This window comes from Pseudomonas sp. L13 (assembly GCF_009935965.1).
Lineage (GTDB): Bacteria > Pseudomonadota > Gammaproteobacteria > Pseudomonadales > Pseudomonadaceae > Aquipseudomonas > Aquipseudomonas lactis.
Genome location: NZ_QODJ01000002.1, coordinates 60,853 through 81,167 on the forward strand (window position 1 = coordinate 60,853; position 20,315 = coordinate 81,167).

The following is a 20,315-nucleotide window of genomic DNA, read 5'->3' on the forward strand; positions in this document are numbered from 1 at the left end:
CTCAACGCTTGGCGATGATGTACACCGCGTGGATGATGCCCGGGAAGTAACCGCACAGGGTCAGCAGGATATTCAGCCAGAATGCACCGCCGAAACCTACTTGCAGGAACACACCCAATGGCGGCAGGAGAATGGCGATGATGATACGAATGATGTCCATGGGTCAGCTCCAGAAAATCGGCTCGTGTGAGCCGTGTAGCTAATCGACCTTGGCGGTTCGTGAGGGTTCAGTGGATTCTGGCATTGGGCCATCTCAGGCCAGAATCTCCAGGCATCTTTTCACACCAGAAATCACCCAGATAAAAAAACGCCCCCAGCCAAAAGAATCAGGCTGGAGGCGCCGCGTATGCCGCGAGACGGTTCAGGAAACTGGGGTCAAACGGCGATGCCCTTGCGGCATTGCACTTGAGCGGTACGCACCCGAGAAAAGGCGCGGGCAAGCCGCAGCAGCATTTCATCGATATGTGTTTTGCTGATGTTCAGCGCAGGGGTAAAGCGCAGGCAGTCAGGTTGTGAGGCGGTGAGAATCAGGCCTTCGTGCAGCGCGGCCTTGACCACTGCTGCGGCGCAATCGTCCGACAGTGTCAGGCCCCAAAGCAGCCCGTTGCCGCGCAAGGGTCCATGGCCGTAACGGTAGGCCAGGCGGGCAAGGCCTTCTGCCAAGTACAAGCCGGATTCGCGCAGGTGCTCGAGAAAGCCGTTCGCCAATACAGCGTCAAGTACCGCGATACCCGCAGAGGCCATTAGCGCATTGCCATGATGCGTACCGTCCAGCTCGCCCGGTTCGAAGCAACAGGCCGTGCCACGCGCCAGCAGCGCCGCCAGGGGCACGCCACCGCCCAGGCCTTTGCCCAGGGCAATGATGTCGGCGCGCACGCCGTATTGCTGTTCGGCCAGCAAGCTGCCGCAGCGGCCCACACCGGTTTGCACTTCGTCGAAGATCAGCAGAATCCCCAGCTCACGACACAGACGTTCGACGCCCTTGAGGTAATGTTCTGTCGCGGGGATGACACCACCGCCGCTTTGTATCGGCTCCAGCATGATGGCGACGGTCTGCGCATCCACCGCTGCATGCAGGGCCGGCAGATCGTTGAGCGGCACTTGGCTGAAACCTGGCAACTGCGGTGCGAAACGGTTTTCGCAGGCCACAGCCGACGCCGACATCGCCCCCAGGCTCCGGCCATGGCAGCCATTGCTTACCGTGATGATGTGGTAAGCGCCGCCACGATGCAGCTGGCCCCACTTGCGTGCCAACTTGATGGCCGCTTCACAGGCTTCGGCACCGCTGTTGAGCAAGTAGGCTTGGTCGCTGCAGGTGTGGTGGCACAGACGGTCGACGAGGTCCAGTTGCGCGCGGTTGTGCAAGCCCAGGCCGGGGTTGATCACGGTGTGCATCTGTTCGGCAATGGCGTCGCGCACGGCCTGGGGACTGTGGCCCAGGCTGTTGGCGCCACCGCCTTGACTGAAATCCAGATAGGCGCGGTCGTCAGCGTCCGAAAGCCAGGAGCCCTGCCCCTGCACAAACACCTGAGGCGGGCGCGCCACAGTGGGCATCAGGCATTGGCTGGAAACCTCTGCACGCGGGGCATGCACAACCAGGTCATCCAGACTCGGCGCAGAGCGACGGAACAAGTTCACACTTCACCCCCACTGGCAACCTGACCTTGGTCGATGCCGCCTGCCAATGAGGCCTTCCGATTTTTTGCCTTGCCTATGTAAACGCCATCAACAAAAACGCTGTCCATTGTCCGATCCGGCCCTGTAAGCCCTGCGAATAGGCGCTAGACTAGGCGCCTCGGGGGCCAGCGGCCATTTCGATTTTCCAGCTTTTTCGATAAGCAAACCTTATGGATTTCAAGCAACTGCGTTATTTCGTCGCGGTGTATGAGGAAGGCCACGTAGGCCGTGCCGCGGAGCGTCTGTCGATCTCCCAGCCAGCGCTGTCGCAACAGGTTCGCCAACTGGAACAGAACCTCGACGTCAGCCTGTTCGAACGCAGCAGCAAGCGCCTGTTGCCGACCCTGGCGGCCCACACCTTATACAACCACGCATTGCCGCTCATTGATGGCATGCAGCAAGCCGTCGAGGCGCTGCGCAACTTCAAGGGCCAGGCCATGCGCACCCTGGCCATCGGCGTGCTGCAAACCGTGCACACCAGCCTGGTGCCGCAGATGCTTGAGCGCGTGCGCAAAGCCCAGCCTCATCTGGTGGTGCAAATCTACGAGTTGACCGGGCTTGAGATTGAACGGCGGTTGCTCAACGGCTCCCTCGATATTGGCATCAGCTACCTGCCACCGCGTCAGCCGGGCCTACACGGCGTGTTGCTGTATGAAGACGAGTTGAAGGTGGTGATTCCCGAAGACCATCCCTTGCGCGAGTTCAAGAAAGTCTCGCTCAAACAAGCCGCCGAGTTGCCGATGTTGCTGCTGGGGGAAGAGTTTCAGGTTCGGCAGATCTGGCAAGGCCAACTGTCCAACCTCGGGCGACGTCCGCAAGTGCAGGCGGAACTCAATACCATGGTGGGCATTCTCGACAGCCTGCCTCACACCCGGCTGGCGACGGTGCTGCCTGGGCGCTCCCAGGACGAGCACAACAGCAAGGCACTGCTGTGGAAACCCTTGAGCGAGCCCAGGGTACCGCTGAAAGTCGGGTTGGTATGCCGCGATGTGCAACGCCAGCAGGCAACGGTGGCGTTGCTGCGCACCCTGCTGGAAGACGTGATGAATGCCCCGCCGGCAAGCGCCTGACTTTTTCGCGGGCAAAAGAAAACCCCGCCGAAGCGGGGCTTTGCAGACTGTTTCCCTGACATCCATTTCACTCCACCATCCTGGCAGAATCCTACGTGTCCGTGTTGTTGCTTTGCGCTTCCTGCGCGACGTCCATGTGAAGTAGATTAGCCGTGGATCCAATGTGGCGATAGAGGACGATTAGCAGCACGTCATGTAAGAGAATGCTTACACGCCCTCCGCGCCCTTAAAACAGGGCTTCATCCATCAGGAACAGTGATTCGCTACCGGCTTTTACCGACGCACTCAACGAGTGGATACGCGGCAACAGACGGGCAAAGTAGAAGCGTGCAGTCCCCAGTTTGCTGGCGTAAAAATCCTCTTCGCCCTCTTTGCCCAACGCCGCCTTGGCCATGCGCGCCCACATATAGGCATAGGCCATGTAGCCGAACGCATGCAGGTATTCCACCGAGGCCGCGCCGATTTCGTTGGCATTGCTCTTGGCGCGATCCAGCACCCACGCCGTCAGCTCATCCAGGTTATCCACTGCCGCGCTCAGCGGCTGGGCGAACTCGGCCAACTCAGGGCCCGATGCGGCGATGAACTGGCGGATCTCATCGGCGAACAAGGTATAGAACGCACCGCCGCTACCGACGATCTTGCGACCCATCAGGTCCAGGGCCTGAATGCCGTTGGTGCCTTCGTAGATCTGGGTGATGCGCACGTCACGCACCAACTGCTCCTGGCCCCACTCGCGGATGTAACCGTGGCCGCCAAATACCTGCTGGCCGAGCACGGTGGTTTCCAGGCCCAAGTCAGTGAGGAACGCCTTGGCCACCGGCGTCAACAACGCCACCAGGTTATCGGCACGCTCGCGCGCCTGCGCATCGTCGCTGAACTTGGCGATGTCCAACTGCGTCGCCACGTAGGTGGAGAACGCCCGGCCGCCTTCGTTCGCCGCCTTCATGGTCAGCAACATGCGACGCACATCCGGATGCACGATGATCGGATCTGCCGGCTTGTCCTTGGCCTGCGCCCCTAGCGGGGAACGGCTTTGCAGACGGTCGCGGGCATATTCAATCGCGTTCTGATAGGAACGCTCGCCCGACGCCAAGCCCTGGATGCCGACGCCCAAACGCTCATAGTTCATCATGGTGAACATCGCCGCCAAGCCACGGTTGGGCTCACCGACCAGGTAGCCCACGGCTTCATCGAAGTTCATCACACAGGTGGCGGAGGCCTGGATGCCCATCTTGTGCTCAATGGAGCCGCAGTTCACCGGATTACGCGCGCCCAGGCTGCCATCGGTATTCACCAAAAACTTCGGTACCAGGAACAACGAGATGCCCTTGGGTCCGGCCGGTGCGTCCGGCAATTTGGCCAGCACCAAGTGGATGATGTTTTCGGTGAGGTCATGCTCGCCACCGGTGATGAAGATCTTGGTGCCGCTGACCTTGTAGGAGCCGTCCGCCTGAGGCTCGGCCTTGGTGCGGATCATCCCCAGGTCGGTACCGGCATGGGCTTCCGTCAGGCACATGGAACCGGCCCACTCCCCGGAATACATCTTCGGCAGGTAGGTGGCCTTGAGTTCTTCACTGGCGTGGGTGTTGATCGATACACAAGCGCCGGAGGTCAACATCGGGTACAGGCCGAAAGCCAGGCTCGACGAGTTGATCATTTCTTCAACCTGCGCCGACACGGCCTTGGGCATGCCCATGCCGCCGTAGGTCGGGTCGCCGCCTACGCCTACCCAGCCGCCTTCGGCGTAGGTGCTATAGGCCTGGGGGAAACCGTCGGGGGTCGTGACGGCGCCGTCTGCCCAATGGCAGCCTTGCTCATCGCCGCCGCGGCTGAGTGGGGCGATGGATTTGGCGGTGACCTTACCTGCCTCCTCCAGGATCGCCTCGACGGTTTCGGCGTCAACGCTGTCTGCCAATGCCGGTAACTGGGCCCAAGTATTAGCGACCTCAAACACTTCGTTGAGGACGAAGCGCATATCACGCAACGGCGCTTTGTAATCAGCCATGGCAAACCTCGTGAGAACGTGAAAAGTGATTCGATAGGATCGGTTTTACAGACCCCGAGTGTACCCGAACAACTTTTCAGACACATAGGGTCCGTTCGTGACCAATAAGTATTTATAAGTCACGCTGTAGGAGCGAGCTTGCTCGCGAAAAACTCAACAACACCCCGCTAAACCAGACGTGCGCGTAATCGTTGAAGTTCTTCGCGAGCAAGCTCGCTCCTACAGGGAGAAAGCGTCGGCTGGGAGACTCATCAAGCATTCGCTCCCCGCCTCGACCGCAGCACGGTGCATGGTCGTACGCGGCAACAGGCGCTTGAAATAAAAGTCGCAGGTCGCAAGCTTCGCCTGGGCAAACCCTGGGTCATCCTGGGCTTGCGCCGCGATCGCCATGCGCAACCACAGGTAGGCAAGGATGATGTAACCGCTGTACATCAGGTAATCCATGGCCGCCGCGCCCACCTCGTCAGGGTTTTTCATTGCCGCCGTGCCGACCTTCAGGGTCAGTTCGCCCCATTGCTGGTTGAGCTCATTGAGTTGCGCCACATGGGCTTTGAGTTGCGCATGCTCGGCATTGGCCGCGCAGAACTTATGCACAATCTTGGTAAACCCACGCAGTAACTTGCCCTGGCTGCCCAATACCTTGCGCCCGAGCAGGTCCAGAGCCTGGATGCCGTTGGTGCCTTCATAGATCGGGGCGATACGTGCGTCACGGGCCAGTTGCTCCATGCCCCACTCACGAATATAGCCATGGCCACCGAATACCTGCATGCCGTGGTTGGTCACCTCCAGGCCGGTTTCGGTCATGAAGGCTTTGCAGATCGGCGTGAGGAAGGCCAACAGGTCCTCGGCTTCCTGGCGTTGGCCGACGTCGCTGCCCAGGTGCGCGGTATCGAGCAGTTGCGCGGTGAAATAGGTCAAGGCGCGGTTGCCCTCGTTGAAGGCTTTCATGGTCAGCAGCATGCGGCGTACATCGGCGTGCACGATGATCGGGTCAGCGGCTTTCTCCGGGGCCTTGGCGCCGGTGAGCGAACGCATTTGCAGGCGGTCGTTGGCGTACTTGATCGCGCCCTGGAAGCTCGCCTCGCCGTTGCACAGGCCCTGCATGCCGGTGCCCAGGCGTGCGTGGTTCATCATGGTGAACATGCAGTTGAGGCCCTTGTTCGCCTCGCCAATCAAATAGCCTTTGGCGCCATCGAAGTTCAGCACGCAGGTGGCCGAGGCCTTGATGCCCATCTTGTGTTCGATGGAGCCGCAGTGCACCGCATTGCGCTCGCCGGAGTCGGCATGGAACTTGGGCACGATAAACAATGAGATGCCCTTGGTCCCCGCCGGCGCGTCCGGCAGCTTGGCCAGCACCAAGTGGATGATATTGGCGCTCATATCGTGCTCGCCGGCCGAGATGAAGATCTTGCTGCCGGTGACCGCGTAACTGCCGTCTGCCTGCGGCACGGCGCGGGTCTTGATCAAGCCCAGGTCGGTGCCGCAGTGGGCTTCGGTCAGGCACATGGTGCCGGTCCATTCGCCAGCGGTGAGTTTGCTCAGGTAGGTGGCTTTCTGTTCGTCGGTGCCGTGGGCGTGGATCGCCGACATCGCGCCGTGGGTCAGGCCCGGGTACATGCCCCAGGAAGTGTTGCTAGACCCGATCATCTCGCTCAGCACCAGGCCCAGGGAATGGGGCAGGCCCTGGCCACCGTAGGCCGGGTCTGCCGCCACGCCATGCCAGCCGCCTTCCACATACTGGGCAAAGGCTTGCTTGAAGCCTTTGGGCGTAGTCACCACGCCATTATCAAAGTGGCAACCTTCTTCATCGCCGCTGCGATTGAGCGGCGCGAGTACGTTTTCGCAGAATTTGGCGCCTTCTTCGAGGATCGCACTGACCATGTCCGGGCTGGCATCCGTGGCGCCCAGGGCCGCGTAGTGGCCGTGGAAATCGAATACGGTGTCGATCAGAAAGCGCATGTCGCGCAGGGGAGCTTTGTACTCAGGCATGGCAATGTCTCCGGCAGCAGATAGGGCTAACCTACTGCCGGCCATGGCCGTGGACAATCACTGTAGCGCTGCTGAATACAGCGCCATTACTCAACCGGCAGCGCTTTGCATGCGCACCGCGCCACGGCGGGTTTGCCCGGCCGCGACCACACAATTACGCCCCGCTCCCTTGGCGGCGTACAACGCCTGGTCGGCGGACTTGAGCACCTCGTCGGGGCTGCGTTGCTCGGCCTGGCGCTCGGCCACGCCGATGCTTACCGTCACCGACACACTGGATGCTCCGCTACCCGCACGGCGTTGGCGGCCTTGATGGTCGTCCTGGGGGCGGTCCGGGTTGCGCAACTTGATGTCGTAGCTGGCGATGATCTCGCGGATCTCCTCCAGGTGCGGCATGCACTCATCCAGGGTCTTGCCGGCAAACACCACGGCAAACTCTTCACCGCCGTAACGGTAGGCTCGCCCGCCGCCGTTGACCTTGGACAACTTGCTCGCCACCAGGCGCAGCACCTGGTCGCCGACGTCGTGGCCGTGGGTGTCATTGAAACGCTTGAAGTGATCGACGTCGCTCATCGCCAGCACATAGTTACGCCCCAGCCGCTGCATACGCTCGTTGAGCGCACGTCGCCCCGGCAAACCGGTGAGCTCATCACGGAACGCCATTTGATACGCCTCGTGCGCCACCCCCGCAGCGATCATCAGCATCACCTGGCTGCACATGATGTTGAGGGTGAACGGCAAGATGAACGTTTGCGGCAACATCCAGAACATCCCCAGCAACCCCACCAGTTGTGCGGCGTGCAGCGGGCGCGGCTGGTACCAGTATTGGGCGGCCAGGGTGAGGAAACCAATCAGGAACATCGGGTACGAGAGTTGGATCAGGCTCATCCACGCGCCGTGCAGCATCGGCCAGCGAATCTCCGCCAACCAGCCTAGCAAGGCCTGGGGAAAACTCTGCTCCAGGGCCAGCGCCACACTGCCCACCGCCAGCAGCACCGCGCAGCGGGCGACGAAGTCACGGAACAGATGGGTTTTTTCCTGCCACAGCGCATAGATGCTGAACAGCAATGGCAACAGCAGGCAACACAGGTGGAACACCACCGCAGCGTCTTCACGCACGCGGCCGTTGTCGCGGTAGAAGTCGGTCTGGGTATCCAGCAAGAAATAGGCGACGTACACCGTGACCATCAGGAACAGTTCACGCTGGCGTCGATACACCGCGCAATAGGCGCCGCCGAGCAACAGGACCAGGGTGGGCAACACGTTGAACAGCGAGGTGAAAAAAACGCTGAGGTCCTTGACGTACGCAGCCGAGAGCCCGGCCAGCAACAGCAGCAGCGAAGGTAGGAAATGGCTGAAACGTACAGCGGACACGCGTGACAAGGGTAAAACTCCGACCCGCAAACAAATAATGGCACTGTGCCTCTAAGCGGTCAGTTAAGCACAACTGGCCGGACATGTATCACATTGCCATCACTGTAACGGCAGCGGGTTGCAATCCCTGAGTGCATCACTGCGGTTTTTTATGCGAGCCTTCTGTAGGAGCGAGCTCGCGAAGATCCCATAGGCACCGCGCTTATCCAGAATGCCCGCGTTATCGTTGACGACCTTCGCGAGCAAGCTCGCTCCTACAGGAGTGCAAAAAAAACCGCCGCGTCCCGAAGGAGGCGGCGGTTTTTAGAAGAGCCCGGTAAGGCTTAGTAAGCCAGGCCGAAGTCTTCTTCTTTCATGTCCATCAGGTTGTTGGCGCCCGACAGCATGGTTGCCACGTGAGTACGGGTACGCGGCAGGATGCGCTGGAAGTAGAAGCGCGCAGTCTGCAATTTGGCGGTGTAGAACGCCTCTTCGCTGGTGCCGGCGGCCAGTTTCTCGGCAGCCAGGCGTGCCATGTCGGCCCAGAAATAAGCCAGGCACGCGTAGCCGGAGTACATCAGGTAGTCCACCGAAGCAGCACCGACTTCTTCACGGTCTTTCATCGCGGCCATGCCGACCTTCATGGTCAACTCGCCCCACTCTTTGTTCAATGCTGCCAGCGGTGCCACGAACTCGTTAACCGCTTCGTTGCCTTCGTTGGCCTGGCAGAACTTGTGCACGATCTTGGTGAAGCCCTTGAGCGCTTCGCCTTGGGTCATCAGCACTTTACGGCCGAGCAGGTCCAGCGCCTGAATGCCGGTGGTGCCTTCGTACAGCATCGAAATGCGGCTGTCGCGCACGTTCTGCTCCATGCCCCACTCAGCGATAAAGCCGTGGCCACCGTAGATCTGCACGCCGTGGTTGGCCGATTCAAAACCGACTTCGGTCATGAACGCCTTGGCGATCGGGGTCATGAAGGCCAGCAGGGCATCGGCCTGCTTCTTGGCTTCGTCGTCGGTGCCGTACTTGACGATGTCCACTTGCTTGGCGGTGAAGTAAACCATCGCACGGTTACCTTCGGCGAAGGCTTTCATGGTCAGCAGCATGCGGCGTACGTCAGGGTGCACGATGATCGGGTCGGCGGCTTTGTCCGGTGCTTTCGGGCCGGTCAGGGAGCGCATTTGCAGGCGGTCACGCGCATATTTCAAGCCGCCCTGGAAGCCGATCTCGGCGTGGGCCAGTCCTTGCAGCGCGGTGCCCAGGCGAGCGGTGTTCATAAAGGTGAACATGCAGTTCAGGCCTTTGTTCGCCGGGCCGATCAGGAAACCGGTGGCCGCGTCGAAGTTCATCACGCAGGTGGCGTTGCCGTGGATGCCCATCTTGTGTTCCAGGGAACCACAGGTGACCGCGTTGCGCTCACCCACCGAACCATCGGCGTTGGGCAGGAACTTGGGCACGATAAACAGCGAGATGCCTTTGGTGCCGGCCGGTGCGTCCGGCAGGCGGGCCAGTACGATGTGGACGATATTGTCGGCCATGTCGTGTTCGCCGGCCGAGATGAAGATCTTGGTACCGGAGACTTTGTAGGAACCGTCAGCCTGAGGCTCGGCCTTGGTGCGCAACATGCCCAGGTCGGTGCCGCAGTGTGGCTCGGTCAGGCACATGGTGCCGGTCCATTCGCCCGACACCAGCTTGGTCAGGTAAGCGTCTTGCTGCTCGGGGGTGCCGTGCTCGGAAATGGTGTTCATCGCGCCATGGGACAGGCCAGGGTACATGCCCCACGACCAGTTGGCTTCGCCGACCATTTCACTCACAGCCAGGCCCAGGGATTCCGGCAGGCCTTGGCCACCGTGCTCCACGTCGTGGGCCAGGCTTGGCCAGCCGCCTTCGACGAATTGTTTGTAGGCTTCTTTGAAACCCGCTGGGGTCTTAACGCCTGACTCACTCCAGGTACACCCTTCGATGTCGCCCACGCGGTTCAACGGTGCCAGTACTTGCTCACAGAACTTGGCGCCTTCTTCGAGGATGGCGTCGACCATGTCCGGGGTAGCGTCCTGGCAAGCCGGCAGGCTCTGATAATGCGCCTCATAACCGAGCAGTTCGTCACGAACGAAGCGAATATCACGCAAGGGGGCCTTGTAGTCAGGCATAGCGATAAACCTCTGCTGATGTAACTGGGATGAACAACCGCGTGGATTTGTTATGGCGGTCAAACAGGTGTTTGAAACATACGTTTACGACCCAGGGTTGTCAAGCGTCGGCCAGATGCCGTTTGTCTTGACGCGGGTCAGCCAGGCACGGCAAGGCCTGTGGCGGGATGCCTCATGATTTAAGGAAGAGCAGAATGTCGCAGAACGACTGTGGGAGCTGGCTTGCCTGCGATGCAGGCGCCAGGGTGTATCAGGCAGTACGCGTTGATGCTATCGCAGGCAAGCCAGCTCCCACAGAAGAGCGGGCGCGCGATAGAGGCGTTAAGCGTAGGTATCGATCAACGTACCGAGCATTTCGTCCGAAGCCTTGGCGACTTTCGCCCCCAGCTCGACTTGAAACTTGCCTTGGGCCATTTCCACCATGTTGCTCGCCGAATTGGACGCTTGGGCGCGGTCATTGGCTTGCAGACGGTCGCTTTGCGCGGCCGATGGCTGGGTGGTCGCGGCGCTGGCAATCTTGCCGGCCGCCTGGTCGACGCGGTTCTGCCCGGTCTGAATGGTACTCAGGCCCGAATAAAACGCGCTGCTTCCAGAAATGTCCATGGCGTAAGCCTGCCTTTGAGAAAATCGTGAAGCTGGATTGAAGCAGACTTCCTCGCAAATGGCCCGTCAAAAACACTAATGGCATATTGCCCTAGCGATAGCCAAAATCAGTCAAGCAGGTCCAGCTCCAGGTACTCGGCCACTACGGCGGCCCCGGCCTGCTTGAGTTTCGGCACCCGCCCCAGGCAAGGCGCGGGCAGGCGCTCAGCCAGGGTGGCGAGGTTTTCTTCCAGACGAGAGGTCTTGGGGTCGATGATGTTTGCCACCCAGCCCGCCAGCGGCAAGCCGTCCCGTGCAATGGCTTCGGCGGTGAGCAATGCATGGCTGATGCACCCCAGGCGCACGCCTACCACCAGGATCACCGGTAGTTTGAGCGCCATGGCCAGGTCCGACAGGTTAGCCTGGTCGGCCAAGGGCACGCGCCAACCGCCCGCCCCTTCGATCAAGGTGAAGTCCGCGCCCCTTGCCAGGATCTGCTGCATCGGTTTGAGCAGCGATTGCACCGTGAGCCCGATGCCCGCCTCGCGCGCTGCCAGATGCGGCGCGATGGCTGGCTCGAAGGCCACCGGGTTGACCTCGGCATAACTGAGCGGCACGGAACACTCGGCCAGCAACGCCAAGGCATCGGCATTGCGCAGGCCCTGGGCCGTCAGTTGGCAGCCCGACGCCACCGGTTTTCCGGCGGCCGTGCTTTTGCCGGCGAGCCTGGCGGCATGCAACAGGCCGGCGGCGATGGTGGTCTTGCCAACATCGGTGTCTGTTCCGGTGATGAAGTACGCGGCGCTCATAGCGGTTTCTCCAGTACGGCATACACCACTTGGTACGTGGCGGGCAGGCCCTGGGCCTGGCGGAACTGCTCGTAGGCCTCTACCAACGCGACAATCCGCGCACGGCCCGTCAACCCTCCCGGGCGGCCTGGGTTGAGGTTGTGGGCGCCCAATGCCTTGAGCTCATGGGTCAGGCTGCGCACATCCGGGTAATGCAACACATGGGGCTTTCGCTCCAGGCTGATCACGCGCAAACCACTGGCCGCACACAGTTGCTGATAAGCCTCGAAGGTGCGGAAGCGATTGACGTGGACCAGGCCATCCGCCGCCCGCCAACTCTCGCGCAACTCATCCAGGGTGCCTACGCACAGGCTGGCAAAGGCCAGCACGCCACCTGGTCGCAGCACACGCGTGGCTTCACTGAGCACCGCATCAAAATGGGCACACCACTGCACCGCGAGACTGGAGAAGAACAGCTCGAAGCTGTCAGCTGCAAGCGGCAAGCGTTCTGCATCGCCGGCTATAAAGTGCGCAGCGCCACCCAGTGGACGCGCGTGGTTGAGCATGCCCTCGGCAATATCCAACGCCACACCCTGGCTACCGGGCAAACGCTCGCCCAATACGCGGCTGAAGTAACCCGTGCCACAGCCCATGTCCAGCCAACGCTGGGGCACCAGGCCGTGCGGCAAGCGGCTGAGCAGTTCATGCCCGACCGCACGCTGCAACTCGGCCACGCTGTCGTAACTGGCCGCCGCACGGGAGAACGAGGCTGCGACCTGGCGCTTGTCCGGCAAGCCCCCAGGCAAGGGCGGGTGGGATAGGTCAGTCATCAACACACTCATGCAAAAAAGCCTGGATGGCCCCGGCTACTCCGTGAGGGTCTTCCAGAAGAAACGCGTGACCGGCCTGTTCAATCAGGCCGATTTCCACATCGGGGAGCAAGGCCAGCAGGTCGCTGGCGGCTTCGGCAGGCACCAGCCCATCCAGCCCGGCAAACAGGTGCAACTGCGGCCCGCGAAAAGCCTGCAAGGCCGCCCGCGTATCCAGTTGGGCCAGCAGCTCCAGGCCGGGCATCAAAACGCTGGGGGAGGTATTCGGCGCACCGCTGACCAATAACCGCGACAAGCCGCGTGGGTCTTCGGCACCCTTGGCGCACAACAGGCCAAAGCGCTTGAGCGTGACTTGGGAATCGGCATGACAGCCGGCCAAAAATGCATCAAAGGTTTCGGCAGGCATCGCGTGAGGCCAGCCGTCATGGGCGACGAAACACGGGTTACTCGCCAGGGTCAGCAAGCCGCAGCACCGCTCGCCACGGCGCGCCGCCAACTCGGACGCGAGCATGCCGCCCAGCGACCAGCCCCCGAGCCAGGCGTTGTCCGGCAGCGTCGCATCGAGTTCGTCGAGCCATTCACCCAGCTCGCTGGCCTCAAGCGCCGGCAAGGGTTCGATCTGTACCTGCAAGTGCTCGTTCAGGCCGTGCAGCGCAGCGGCCAACGGCTCCAGCGGTGACACACCCAGGCCCCAGCCCGGTAGCAATATCAGTCGATTACGCATGGCCAGGCTCCGAGTCGCCTAATAAGCGAAAACACGCTTGCAACCCCTCTAACAGTAGCTGCACCTGCGCTTCGCTGTGGGCTGCCGTCAATGTCACCCGCAGACGGGCACTGCCGGCAGGCACGGTGGGTGGGCGAATGGCGGTCACCATCAGGCCGCGCTCGCGCAGCATCTGCGACAGGCGCAATGCCCGGGCGCTGTCACCCATCAGGATCGGCTGGATCGGCGTAAAGCTGTCCATCAACGCCAGGCCTATCTGCTGCGCGCCATGGCGGAACTGGCGGATCAGCGCGTTGAGGTGCTCGCGGCGCCAATGTTCGCTGCGCAGCAGTTCCAGGCTTTTGAGGGTGGCGCAGGCCAGTGCCGGTGGTTGGCTGGTGGTGTAGATATACGGGCGGGCGAATTGGATCAGGCTCTCGATCAAGTCTTCACTGCCGGCCACAAAAGCCCCCGCAGTGCCGAACGCTTTGCCCAAGGTGCCAACCAGCACGGGCACGTCGTCCTGGCTCAAGCCGAAATGCTCGACGATACCGCCGCCGTTGGCGCCCAGCGGGCCGAAGCCATGGGCGTCATCCACCATCAGCCAGGCCCCTTTGGCCCGGGTTTCACGGGCCAGCGCGGGCAGGTCGGCAAGGTTGCCGTCCATGCTGAACACACCGTCGGTGACCACCAAGGTATTGCCGGTGGCTTTCTCCAGGCGCTTGGCCAGGCTGCCCGCGTCGTTATGCAGGTAGCGGTTGAAGCGCGCACCGGACAGTAAGCCGGCATCCAGCAAGGACGCGTGGTTAAGCCGGTCTTCCAATACCGTATCGCCCTGCCCTACCAGCGCCGTGACCGCGCCGAGGTTGGCCATGTAGCCGGTGGTGAACAGCAAGGCACGCGGGCGACCGGTCAAGTCAGCCAGGGCTTCTTCCAGCTCATGGTGCGGCGTGGCGTGGCCCACTACCAAATGCGAAGCGCCACCGCCCACGCCCCAGCGGGACGCACCGGCGCGCCAGGCTTCGATCACTTGCGGGTGATTGGCAAGGCCCAGGTAATCGTTATTGCAGAAGGCCAACAACGGTTGCCCGTCCACCACCACCTGCGGGCCTTGGGGGCTCTGCAGCAAGGGGCGCTGGCGGTAAAGATGGTCGGCACGGCGGGCAGCGAGGCGCGCGGCGAGATCGAAAGACATGCTGGCCTCGATTTAACAGGTTCAACTCAATCCAATGGGGGAGCTGGCTTGCCTGCGATAGCGGTCCTTCTGACACTTCAATGCTGAAAGTGCCGCCGTCATCGCAGGCAAGCCAGCTCCCACAGTGGAATGCATTCCAAAGGTGGTTACACCACAGCGTTGTAGAACTGCTCGCTGCTCTTCTGCTCCACCAACGCCTGCTCGATCGCCGCCTGATGCACTTCATCGGCATGCTCTTCACGGGCTTCGGGCAGGATGCCCAGGCGTGCGAACAGTTGCATGTCCTTGTCAGCCTGGGGGTTGGCGGTGGTCAGCAGTTTGTCGCCGTAGAAGATCGAGTTGGCGCCGGCAAAAAACGCCAGGGCCTGCATCTGCTCATTCATGGCTTCGCGGCCAGCCGACAGGCGCACGTGGGACTGCGGCATCAGGATGCGCGCCACCGCCAGCATGCGGATGAAATCGAAGGGGTCGATGTCATCGGCGTTTTCCAATGGCGTGCCCGCCACTTTCACCAGCATGTTGATCGGCACCGATTCCGGATGCTCCGGCAGGTTGGCCAACTGGATCAGCAAGTTGGCGCGGTCGTCGAGAGACTCGCCCATGCCAAGGATGCCGCCCGAACAGATCTTCATCCCCGAGTCACGCACGTACGCCAGGGTTTGCAGGCGCTCGCTGTAGGTGCGGGTGGTGATGATCGAACCGTAGAACTCCGGCGAGGTGTCGAGGTTGTGGTTGTAGTAGTCCAGGCCGGCCTGGGCCAGGGCTTCGGTCTGGTCCTGGTCAAGGCGACCGAGAGTCATGCAGGTTTCCAGGCCCATGGCCTTCACGCCTTTGACCATTTCCAGCACATAGGGCATGTCTTTGGCCGACGGATGTTTCCATGCCGCGCCCATGCAGAAACGCGTCGAACCGATGGCCTTGGCACGTGCGGCCTCTTCGAGGACCTTCTGCACCTCCATCAGCTTCTCTTTTTCCAGGCCCGTGTTGTAGTGGCCCGACTGCGGACAATATTTGCAATCTTCCGGGCAGGCGCCGGTCTTGATCGACAGCAGCGTCGACACCTGCACGCGGTTGGCGTCGAAATGCGCGCGGTGCACGGTCTGCGCCTGGAACAACAGGTCGTTGAAGGGCTGCACGAACAGGGCTTTGACTTCAGCTAAAGACCAATCGTGACGCAGGGTGGCAGAGGTGCTGGCGCTCATGGGCGATTCCTTGATTATGCTTTGGCAAGCGCTGTGGGAAGGGCAATACCCACAGGCACGACACGGATGCTCGGCATATTTAAGGAAGATTCATGCACTGTCAACCTGAGTACAAACACCAAGTTTACATCTGGTTAAAAAGCATACAACCTTGTCTGATTTGCGATGAGAGCACTGAATCATCCGAGGCCGTGTGCAGCGCCTGCGAAACAGAATTGCCATGGCTGATGGAACAATGCGAGCGCTGCGCACTGTCCTTACCCATGGATGGGTTGATCTGCGGCCAGTGCCAAAAACAGCCACCGGCCTTTCACCAGGTGGTCGCGCCATGGACCTACAGCTTTCCCGTGGACACCCTGATCAGCCGCTTCAAACATCAGGCGCGTTGGCCGCTGGGGCACCTGTTGGCGCGCCTGCTGGGGCAGCATTTGCAGCATCGCTTCGATAACGCCGAACTGGAGCGCCCCGACTGCCTGCTGCCGGTGCCCATGGCGCGTAAACGCCTGCGCGAACGCGGTTTTAATCAAGCGTTGATGCTGGCCCGCTGGCTCAGTCACGCCCTCGACATTCCCTTTGATGAACACGCGCTGTTACGCCCCCACGAAACCGTGGCGCAGCAAGACCTCGATGCCAAAACCCGCAAACGCAACCTGCTCAACGCCTTCGCCCTGGCTCCCGGCATCCAGGTTGCCGGGCAACATCTGGCGCTGGTAGACGACGTCCTCACCACCGGCGCCACGGCCCACAGCCTGGCGCGCTTGTTGATAAATGCCGGCGCCCGCCAGGTGGATGTGTATTGCCTGGCCCGTACGCCCAAACCCGGCAGCTGACTTGACTCCCACGCGCCAGCGCGGCAACGTCGGCGCATCTCACCCAAGCGTATCTGCCATGTCTGTGCCCAGCCCTCTCAACCAACACATCATCCGCCGCCCCCAGCGTATTGCCTTGCTGGGGCACATCGCCGAGCAGGGCTCCATCACCCGTGCGGCCAAGAGTGCCGGGTTGAGTTACAAGGCCGCCTGGGACGCCATTGATGAGCTGAACAACCTGGCGCAAAAACCGCTGGTGCAACGCAGCGTCGGTGGCAAGGGCGGTGGCGGCGCCACACTGACGCAAGAAGGTGAACGGGTGCTGCGTCTTTATCAGCGCCTGCAACTGCTACAGGCCGAGATCCTTGGCTCGGACGAAGCGGCCAGCGACTTCAACCTGCTGGGCCGCTTGATGCTGCGCACCAGCGCGCGCAACCAATTGCACGGCCAGGTCAGCGCCATAGAGAGCCATGGCCACAACGACATGATCCGCCTGCAACTGGCCGGCGGCCTGCACCTCGATGCACAGATTACACACGACAGCACCCTGCGCCTGGAACTGCAGACCGGCGTGGAAGTGGTCGCCCTGATCAAGGCCGGATGGCTTGAATTACTGGCGACCGGGCAAGCCGAAACACTTGGACACAATTGTATGAGCGGTGTGATCGAGACCATTCTCGCCGCCGAAGACGGCCCCAGCGAGGTGCGTATCGCCCTGCCCAACGGGCAAGTGTTGTGCGCGCTGGCGCAGCCCGTCGCACTCAAGGCCATCGACGCAGCGCAGGGCCAGCCGATCCGCGTGCAGTTTGCACCCAGCCATGTTTTGCTCGGCACCCCGGTGTAACGGGCCCGCGTCTTCAAGCTGCAACAATTCGGTCACAAGCGCTGCTTAAGGTGTCTGCAAAAACCTTAAGGAGCCTGTGATGAGCCTATTAGAAGAAAACCAAGCCACCGACCTTGAACAGATGGTCGGCCTGACCCGCCGTCGCTTTATCGGCGCAGGCGCCTTGTGCGGCGCCGCGATGTTCCTCGGCGGTAACCTGCTGAGTCGTAGCGCCCTGGCCGTGAATGCCGCTTCCGCCAGCCCGCTGCTCGGGTTCACCAGCATTGCCGCTGCCACCAGCGATACCATCACCCTGCCACCGGGCTACAGCGCTTCGGTGCTGATCAGTTGGGGCCAGCCCCTGCACAAGCACGCCCCGGCTTTCGACCCGTCCGGCCATGGCACCGCCAAGGCCCAGGAACAACAGTTCGGCGACAACAACGACGGCATGAGCCTGTTTGCATTCCCGGGCGACGACAACCGCGCACTGATGGCGATCAACAACGAATACACCAACTATCGCTACCTCTACGCCCACGGCGGCGCGCCACAGTCTGCCGAAGACGTGCGCAAGGCCTTGGCCAGCGAAGGCGTGTCGGTGATCGAAGTACAGCGCAAGGGTAATACCTGGCAGTTCGTCCAGGACTCGCGCTACAACCGGCGTATCCACGGCAATTCACCGATCCGCTTGAGCGGCCCTGCTGCCGGCCATGATTGGCTGAAAACCAGCGCCGACAAGACCGGCAAAAAAGTTCTCGGCACGTTCCAGAACTGCGCCAACGGCAAGACTCCGTGGGGCACTTACCTGACCTGCGAAGAAAACTTTACCGACTGCTTCGGCAGCAGCAACCCGCAGCAAACCTTCGACGCCGGGCAGAAGCGCTACGGCGTGGTGGCCGCCAGCAAGGACATCAACTGGCACCAGCACGACCCGCGCTTTGATATGGCCAAGAACCCCAACGAACTCAATCGCCATGGCTGGGTGGTGGAAATCGACCCGTTCGATCCGCAGTCCACCCCGGTCAAGCGTACGGCCCTGGGCCGCTTCAAACACGAAAACGCGGCCCTCGCCGAAACCCGTGATGGCCGCGCCGTGGTGTACATGGGCGACGATGAACGCGGTGAATTCATCTACAAGTTCATCAGCCGCGATCAGATCAACCACAACAACCCGAAGGCCAATAAAGACCTGCTCGACCACGGCACCTTGTACGTGGCGATCTTCGACGCGGGCGACGGCAACGCCGACCACCCCAAGGGCAAAGGCCAGTGGGTTGAACTCACCCATGGCAAAAACGGCATCGACGCCAGCAGCGGTTTCGCCAACCAGGCCGAGGTGCTGATTCACGCGCGCCTGGCCGCCAGCGTGGTGAAAGCCACACGCATGGACCGCCCGGAATGGATCGTGGTCAGCCCCACCGACGGCCAGGTCTATTGCACCCTGACCAACAACGCCAAGCGCGGCGAAGAGGGCCAGCCGGTGGGCGGCCCCAACCCACGGGAGAAAAACGTCTACGGCCAGATCCTGCGCTGGAAAGCCGACGCCGATAACCACGGTGCCACGGACTTCACCTGGGACCTGTTCGTGGTGGCCGGCAACCCCGGCGTACATGCCGGCAACCCCAAGGGCGGCTCGTCCAACATCAACCCGCAAAACATGTTCAACAGCCCCGACGGCCTGGGCTTCGACAAAGCCGGGCGCCTGTGGATCCTCACCGATGGCGACTACAGCAACGCTGGCGACTTTGCGGGCATGGGCAATAACCAGATGCTGTGTGCCGACCCGAGCACCGGTGAAATCCGTCGCTTCATGGTGGGGCCGGTGGCGTGTGAGGTGACGGGGATCAGTTTTTCGCCGGACCAGAAGACGCTGTTCGTGGGCATTCAGCATCCGGGTGAAACCGGAGGTTCGACCTGGCCGGAACACCTGCCCAACGGCAAGCCGCGGTCGTCGGTGATAGCGATTCGGCGGGACGATGGCGGGATCGTAGGCGCCTGATAGGCCGCTATCCCTGTAGGAGCGGGCTTGCCCGCGAAGACCGTCAACGATAACGCAGGGAACCTGACTCCCCGCGCCGCTCTCTGGTTTTTCGCGAGCAAGCTCGCTCCTACAGCGTTACCATACCCGGCCGGACGCGGCGCCCTGCTGCGCGCAGGAGTTCGCATGGCCCACCCGTTTGAAACACTCACCCCAGACCTGGTGCTCGACGCCGTCGAAAGCATCGGTTTCCTCAGCGACGCGCGAGTTCTAGCGCTCAACAGCTACGAAAACCGCGTGTACCAAGTGGGCATCGAAGACGCCGAACCGCTGATCGCCAAGTTCTATCGTCCCCAGCGCTGGACCAACGAGGCGATCCTGGAAGAATACCGCTTCACCTTCGAACTGGCCGAGTGCGATGTACCGGTGGTCGCCCCGTTGGTCCACAACGGCGAGAGCCTGTTCGAACACGCAGGTTTCCGCTTCACCCTGTTTCCTCGCCGTGGCGGCCGCGCGCCGGAGCCGGGCAACCTCGATCAGCTTTATCGGCTTGGGCAACTGCTCGGGCGTTTGCACGCGGTGGGCTCCACCCGCCCGTTCGAACACCGCGAAGCCCTGGGGGTGAAAAATTTCGGTCACGACTCCCTCACCACCTTGCTTGAAGGCAACTTCATTCCCAAAAGCCTGTTGCCGGCCTACGAGTCCGTGGCCCGCGACCTGCTCAAGCGGGTGGAAGACGTGTATGCCGCCACCCCGCACAAAAACATCCGCATGCACGGCGACTGCCACCCCGGCAACATGATGTGCCGCGACGAGATGTTCCATATCGTCGACCTGGATGACTGCCGCATGGGCCCGGCGGTGCAAGACCTGTGGATGATGCTCGCCGGCGACCGCCAGGAATGCCTGGGCCAGCTCTCGGAGCTGATGGATGGCTACCAGGAATTCCACGACTTCGACCCCCGCGAACTGGCGCTGATCGAACCACTGCGCGCCCTGCGCCTGATGCACTACAGTGCCTGGCTGGCGCGACGCTGGGACGACCCCGCATTCCCCCGTAGCTTTCCGTGGTTTGGCAGCGAGCGGTATTGGGGCGACCAGGTGCTGGCGTTGCGCGAGCAACTGTCGGCGCTCAATGAAGAACCGCTGAAACTCTTCTGACCT

Annotated in this window: 17 protein-coding genes; 5 read left to right on the top strand and 12 right to left on the bottom strand. The window is 61.7% G+C overall.

The window, feature by feature from the left end:
- Position 1 precedes the first annotated feature (1 nt).
- Together DK871_RS01985 and DK871_RS01990 are read right to left on the bottom strand one after the other, a co-directional pair.
- Positions 2–160 carry a YqaE/Pmp3 family membrane protein gene (locus DK871_RS01985; protein WP_003194776.1) on the bottom strand — a complete coding sequence of 53 codons (159 nt, stop codon included), beginning with the start codon at positions 158–160 and terminating at the stop codon, positions 2–4.
- Between the two features lie 215 nt (positions 161–375).
- Complete coding sequence (locus tag DK871_RS01990; protein ID WP_161903803.1) at positions 376–1,638, bottom strand: aminotransferase class III-fold pyridoxal phosphate-dependent enzyme; 1,263 nt, start codon at positions 1,636–1,638, stop codon at positions 376–378.
- Positions 1,639–1,847: 209 nt separating this feature from the next.
- On the opposite strand from DK871_RS01990, the gene DK871_RS01995 reads away from it, so the two are divergent.
- Positions 1,848–2,747: a LysR family transcriptional regulator gene (locus DK871_RS01995; RefSeq protein WP_161903804.1), complete on the top strand. Its 900-nt coding sequence runs from the start codon at positions 1,848–1,850 to the stop codon at positions 2,745–2,747.
- A gap of 226 nt (positions 2,748–2,973) precedes the next feature.
- On the opposite strand, the gene DK871_RS02000 is transcribed toward DK871_RS01995, so the two are convergent.
- The 10 genes from DK871_RS02000 to bioB form a co-directional block, all read right to left on the bottom strand.
- A complete protein-coding gene (locus tag DK871_RS02000) occupies positions 2,974–4,752 on the bottom strand; it encodes an acyl-CoA dehydrogenase C-terminal domain-containing protein (RefSeq protein ID WP_161903805.1) in 1,779 nt (592 codons plus the stop codon).
- Positions 4,753–4,971: 219 nt separating this feature from the next.
- Positions 4,972–6,741, bottom strand: a complete 1,770-nt coding sequence (locus DK871_RS02005; protein ID WP_161903806.1) for an acyl-CoA dehydrogenase C-terminal domain-containing protein — start codon at positions 6,739–6,741, stop codon at positions 4,972–4,974.
- 90 nt (positions 6,742–6,831) lie between these two features.
- On the bottom strand, positions 6,832–8,121 hold the full coding sequence (locus tag DK871_RS02010; RefSeq protein ID WP_003194787.1) for a diguanylate cyclase: 1,290 nt from the start codon (positions 8,119–8,121) through the stop codon (positions 6,832–6,834).
- A gap of 314 nt (positions 8,122–8,435) precedes the next feature.
- The gene (locus DK871_RS02015) at positions 8,436–10,241 is read right to left on the bottom strand and encodes a phenylacyl-CoA dehydrogenase (RefSeq protein ID WP_003194790.1); all 1,806 of its coding nucleotides are present in this window, start codon (positions 10,239–10,241) and stop codon (positions 8,436–8,438) included.
- Between the two features lie 321 nt (positions 10,242–10,562).
- The gene (locus DK871_RS02020) at positions 10,563–10,844 is read right to left on the bottom strand and encodes a hypothetical protein (RefSeq protein WP_020302162.1); all 282 of its coding nucleotides are present in this window, start codon (positions 10,842–10,844) and stop codon (positions 10,563–10,565) included.
- Positions 10,845–10,951: 107 nt separating this feature from the next.
- Positions 10,952–11,632: a dethiobiotin synthase gene (gene bioD, locus DK871_RS02025; RefSeq protein WP_161903807.1), complete on the bottom strand. Its 681-nt coding sequence runs from the start codon at positions 11,630–11,632 to the stop codon at positions 10,952–10,954.
- The gene (gene bioC, locus DK871_RS02030) at positions 11,629–12,441 is read right to left on the bottom strand and encodes a malonyl-ACP O-methyltransferase BioC (protein ID WP_060766715.1); all 813 of its coding nucleotides are present in this window, start codon (positions 12,439–12,441) and stop codon (positions 11,629–11,631) included. Before bioC ends, bioD begins: the two co-directional genes overlap by 4 nt.
- Positions 12,434–13,165 (bottom strand): alpha/beta fold hydrolase, encoded by a 732-nt coding sequence (locus DK871_RS02035; RefSeq protein ID WP_161903808.1) that lies wholly within the window; start codon positions 13,163–13,165, stop codon positions 12,434–12,436. Before DK871_RS02035 ends, bioC begins: the two co-directional genes overlap by 8 nt.
- Entirely contained in the window at positions 13,158–14,339 is a 1,182-nt protein-coding gene (bioF, locus tag DK871_RS02040) for an 8-amino-7-oxononanoate synthase (protein ID WP_161903809.1), read from the bottom strand. The genes DK871_RS02035 and bioF overlap by 8 nt, the downstream gene beginning before the upstream one ends.
- Before the next feature lie 146 nt (positions 14,340–14,485).
- Positions 14,486–15,541 carry a biotin synthase BioB gene (gene bioB / locus DK871_RS02045; RefSeq protein WP_014720209.1) on the bottom strand — a complete coding sequence of 352 codons (1,056 nt, stop codon included), beginning with the start codon at positions 15,539–15,541 and terminating at the stop codon, positions 14,486–14,488.
- Between the two features lie 92 nt (positions 15,542–15,633).
- On the opposite strand from bioB, the gene DK871_RS02050 reads away from it, so the two are divergent.
- The 4 genes from DK871_RS02050 to DK871_RS02065 all read left to right on the top strand — a co-directional run bounded on the left by DK871_RS02050 (position 15,634) and on the right by DK871_RS02065 (position 20,312).
- Positions 15,634–16,371: a ComF family protein gene (locus DK871_RS02050; protein ID WP_161903810.1), complete on the top strand. Its 738-nt coding sequence runs from the start codon at positions 15,634–15,636 to the stop codon at positions 16,369–16,371.
- A 58-nt stretch (positions 16,372–16,429) separates the two neighbouring features.
- Positions 16,430–17,194 carry a TOBE domain-containing protein gene (locus DK871_RS02055; protein WP_161903811.1) on the top strand — a complete coding sequence of 255 codons (765 nt, stop codon included), beginning with the start codon at positions 16,430–16,432 and terminating at the stop codon, positions 17,192–17,194.
- A gap of 79 nt (positions 17,195–17,273) precedes the next feature.
- On the top strand, positions 17,274–19,172 hold the full coding sequence (locus DK871_RS02060; RefSeq protein WP_161903812.1) for a PhoX family phosphatase: 1,899 nt from the start codon (positions 17,274–17,276) through the stop codon (positions 19,170–19,172).
- Positions 19,173–19,337: 165 nt separating this feature from the next.
- Positions 19,338–20,312: a serine/threonine protein kinase gene (locus tag DK871_RS02065; RefSeq protein WP_161903813.1), complete on the top strand. Its 975-nt coding sequence runs from the start codon at positions 19,338–19,340 to the stop codon at positions 20,310–20,312.
- Positions 20,313–20,315: the final 3 nt, after the last annotated feature.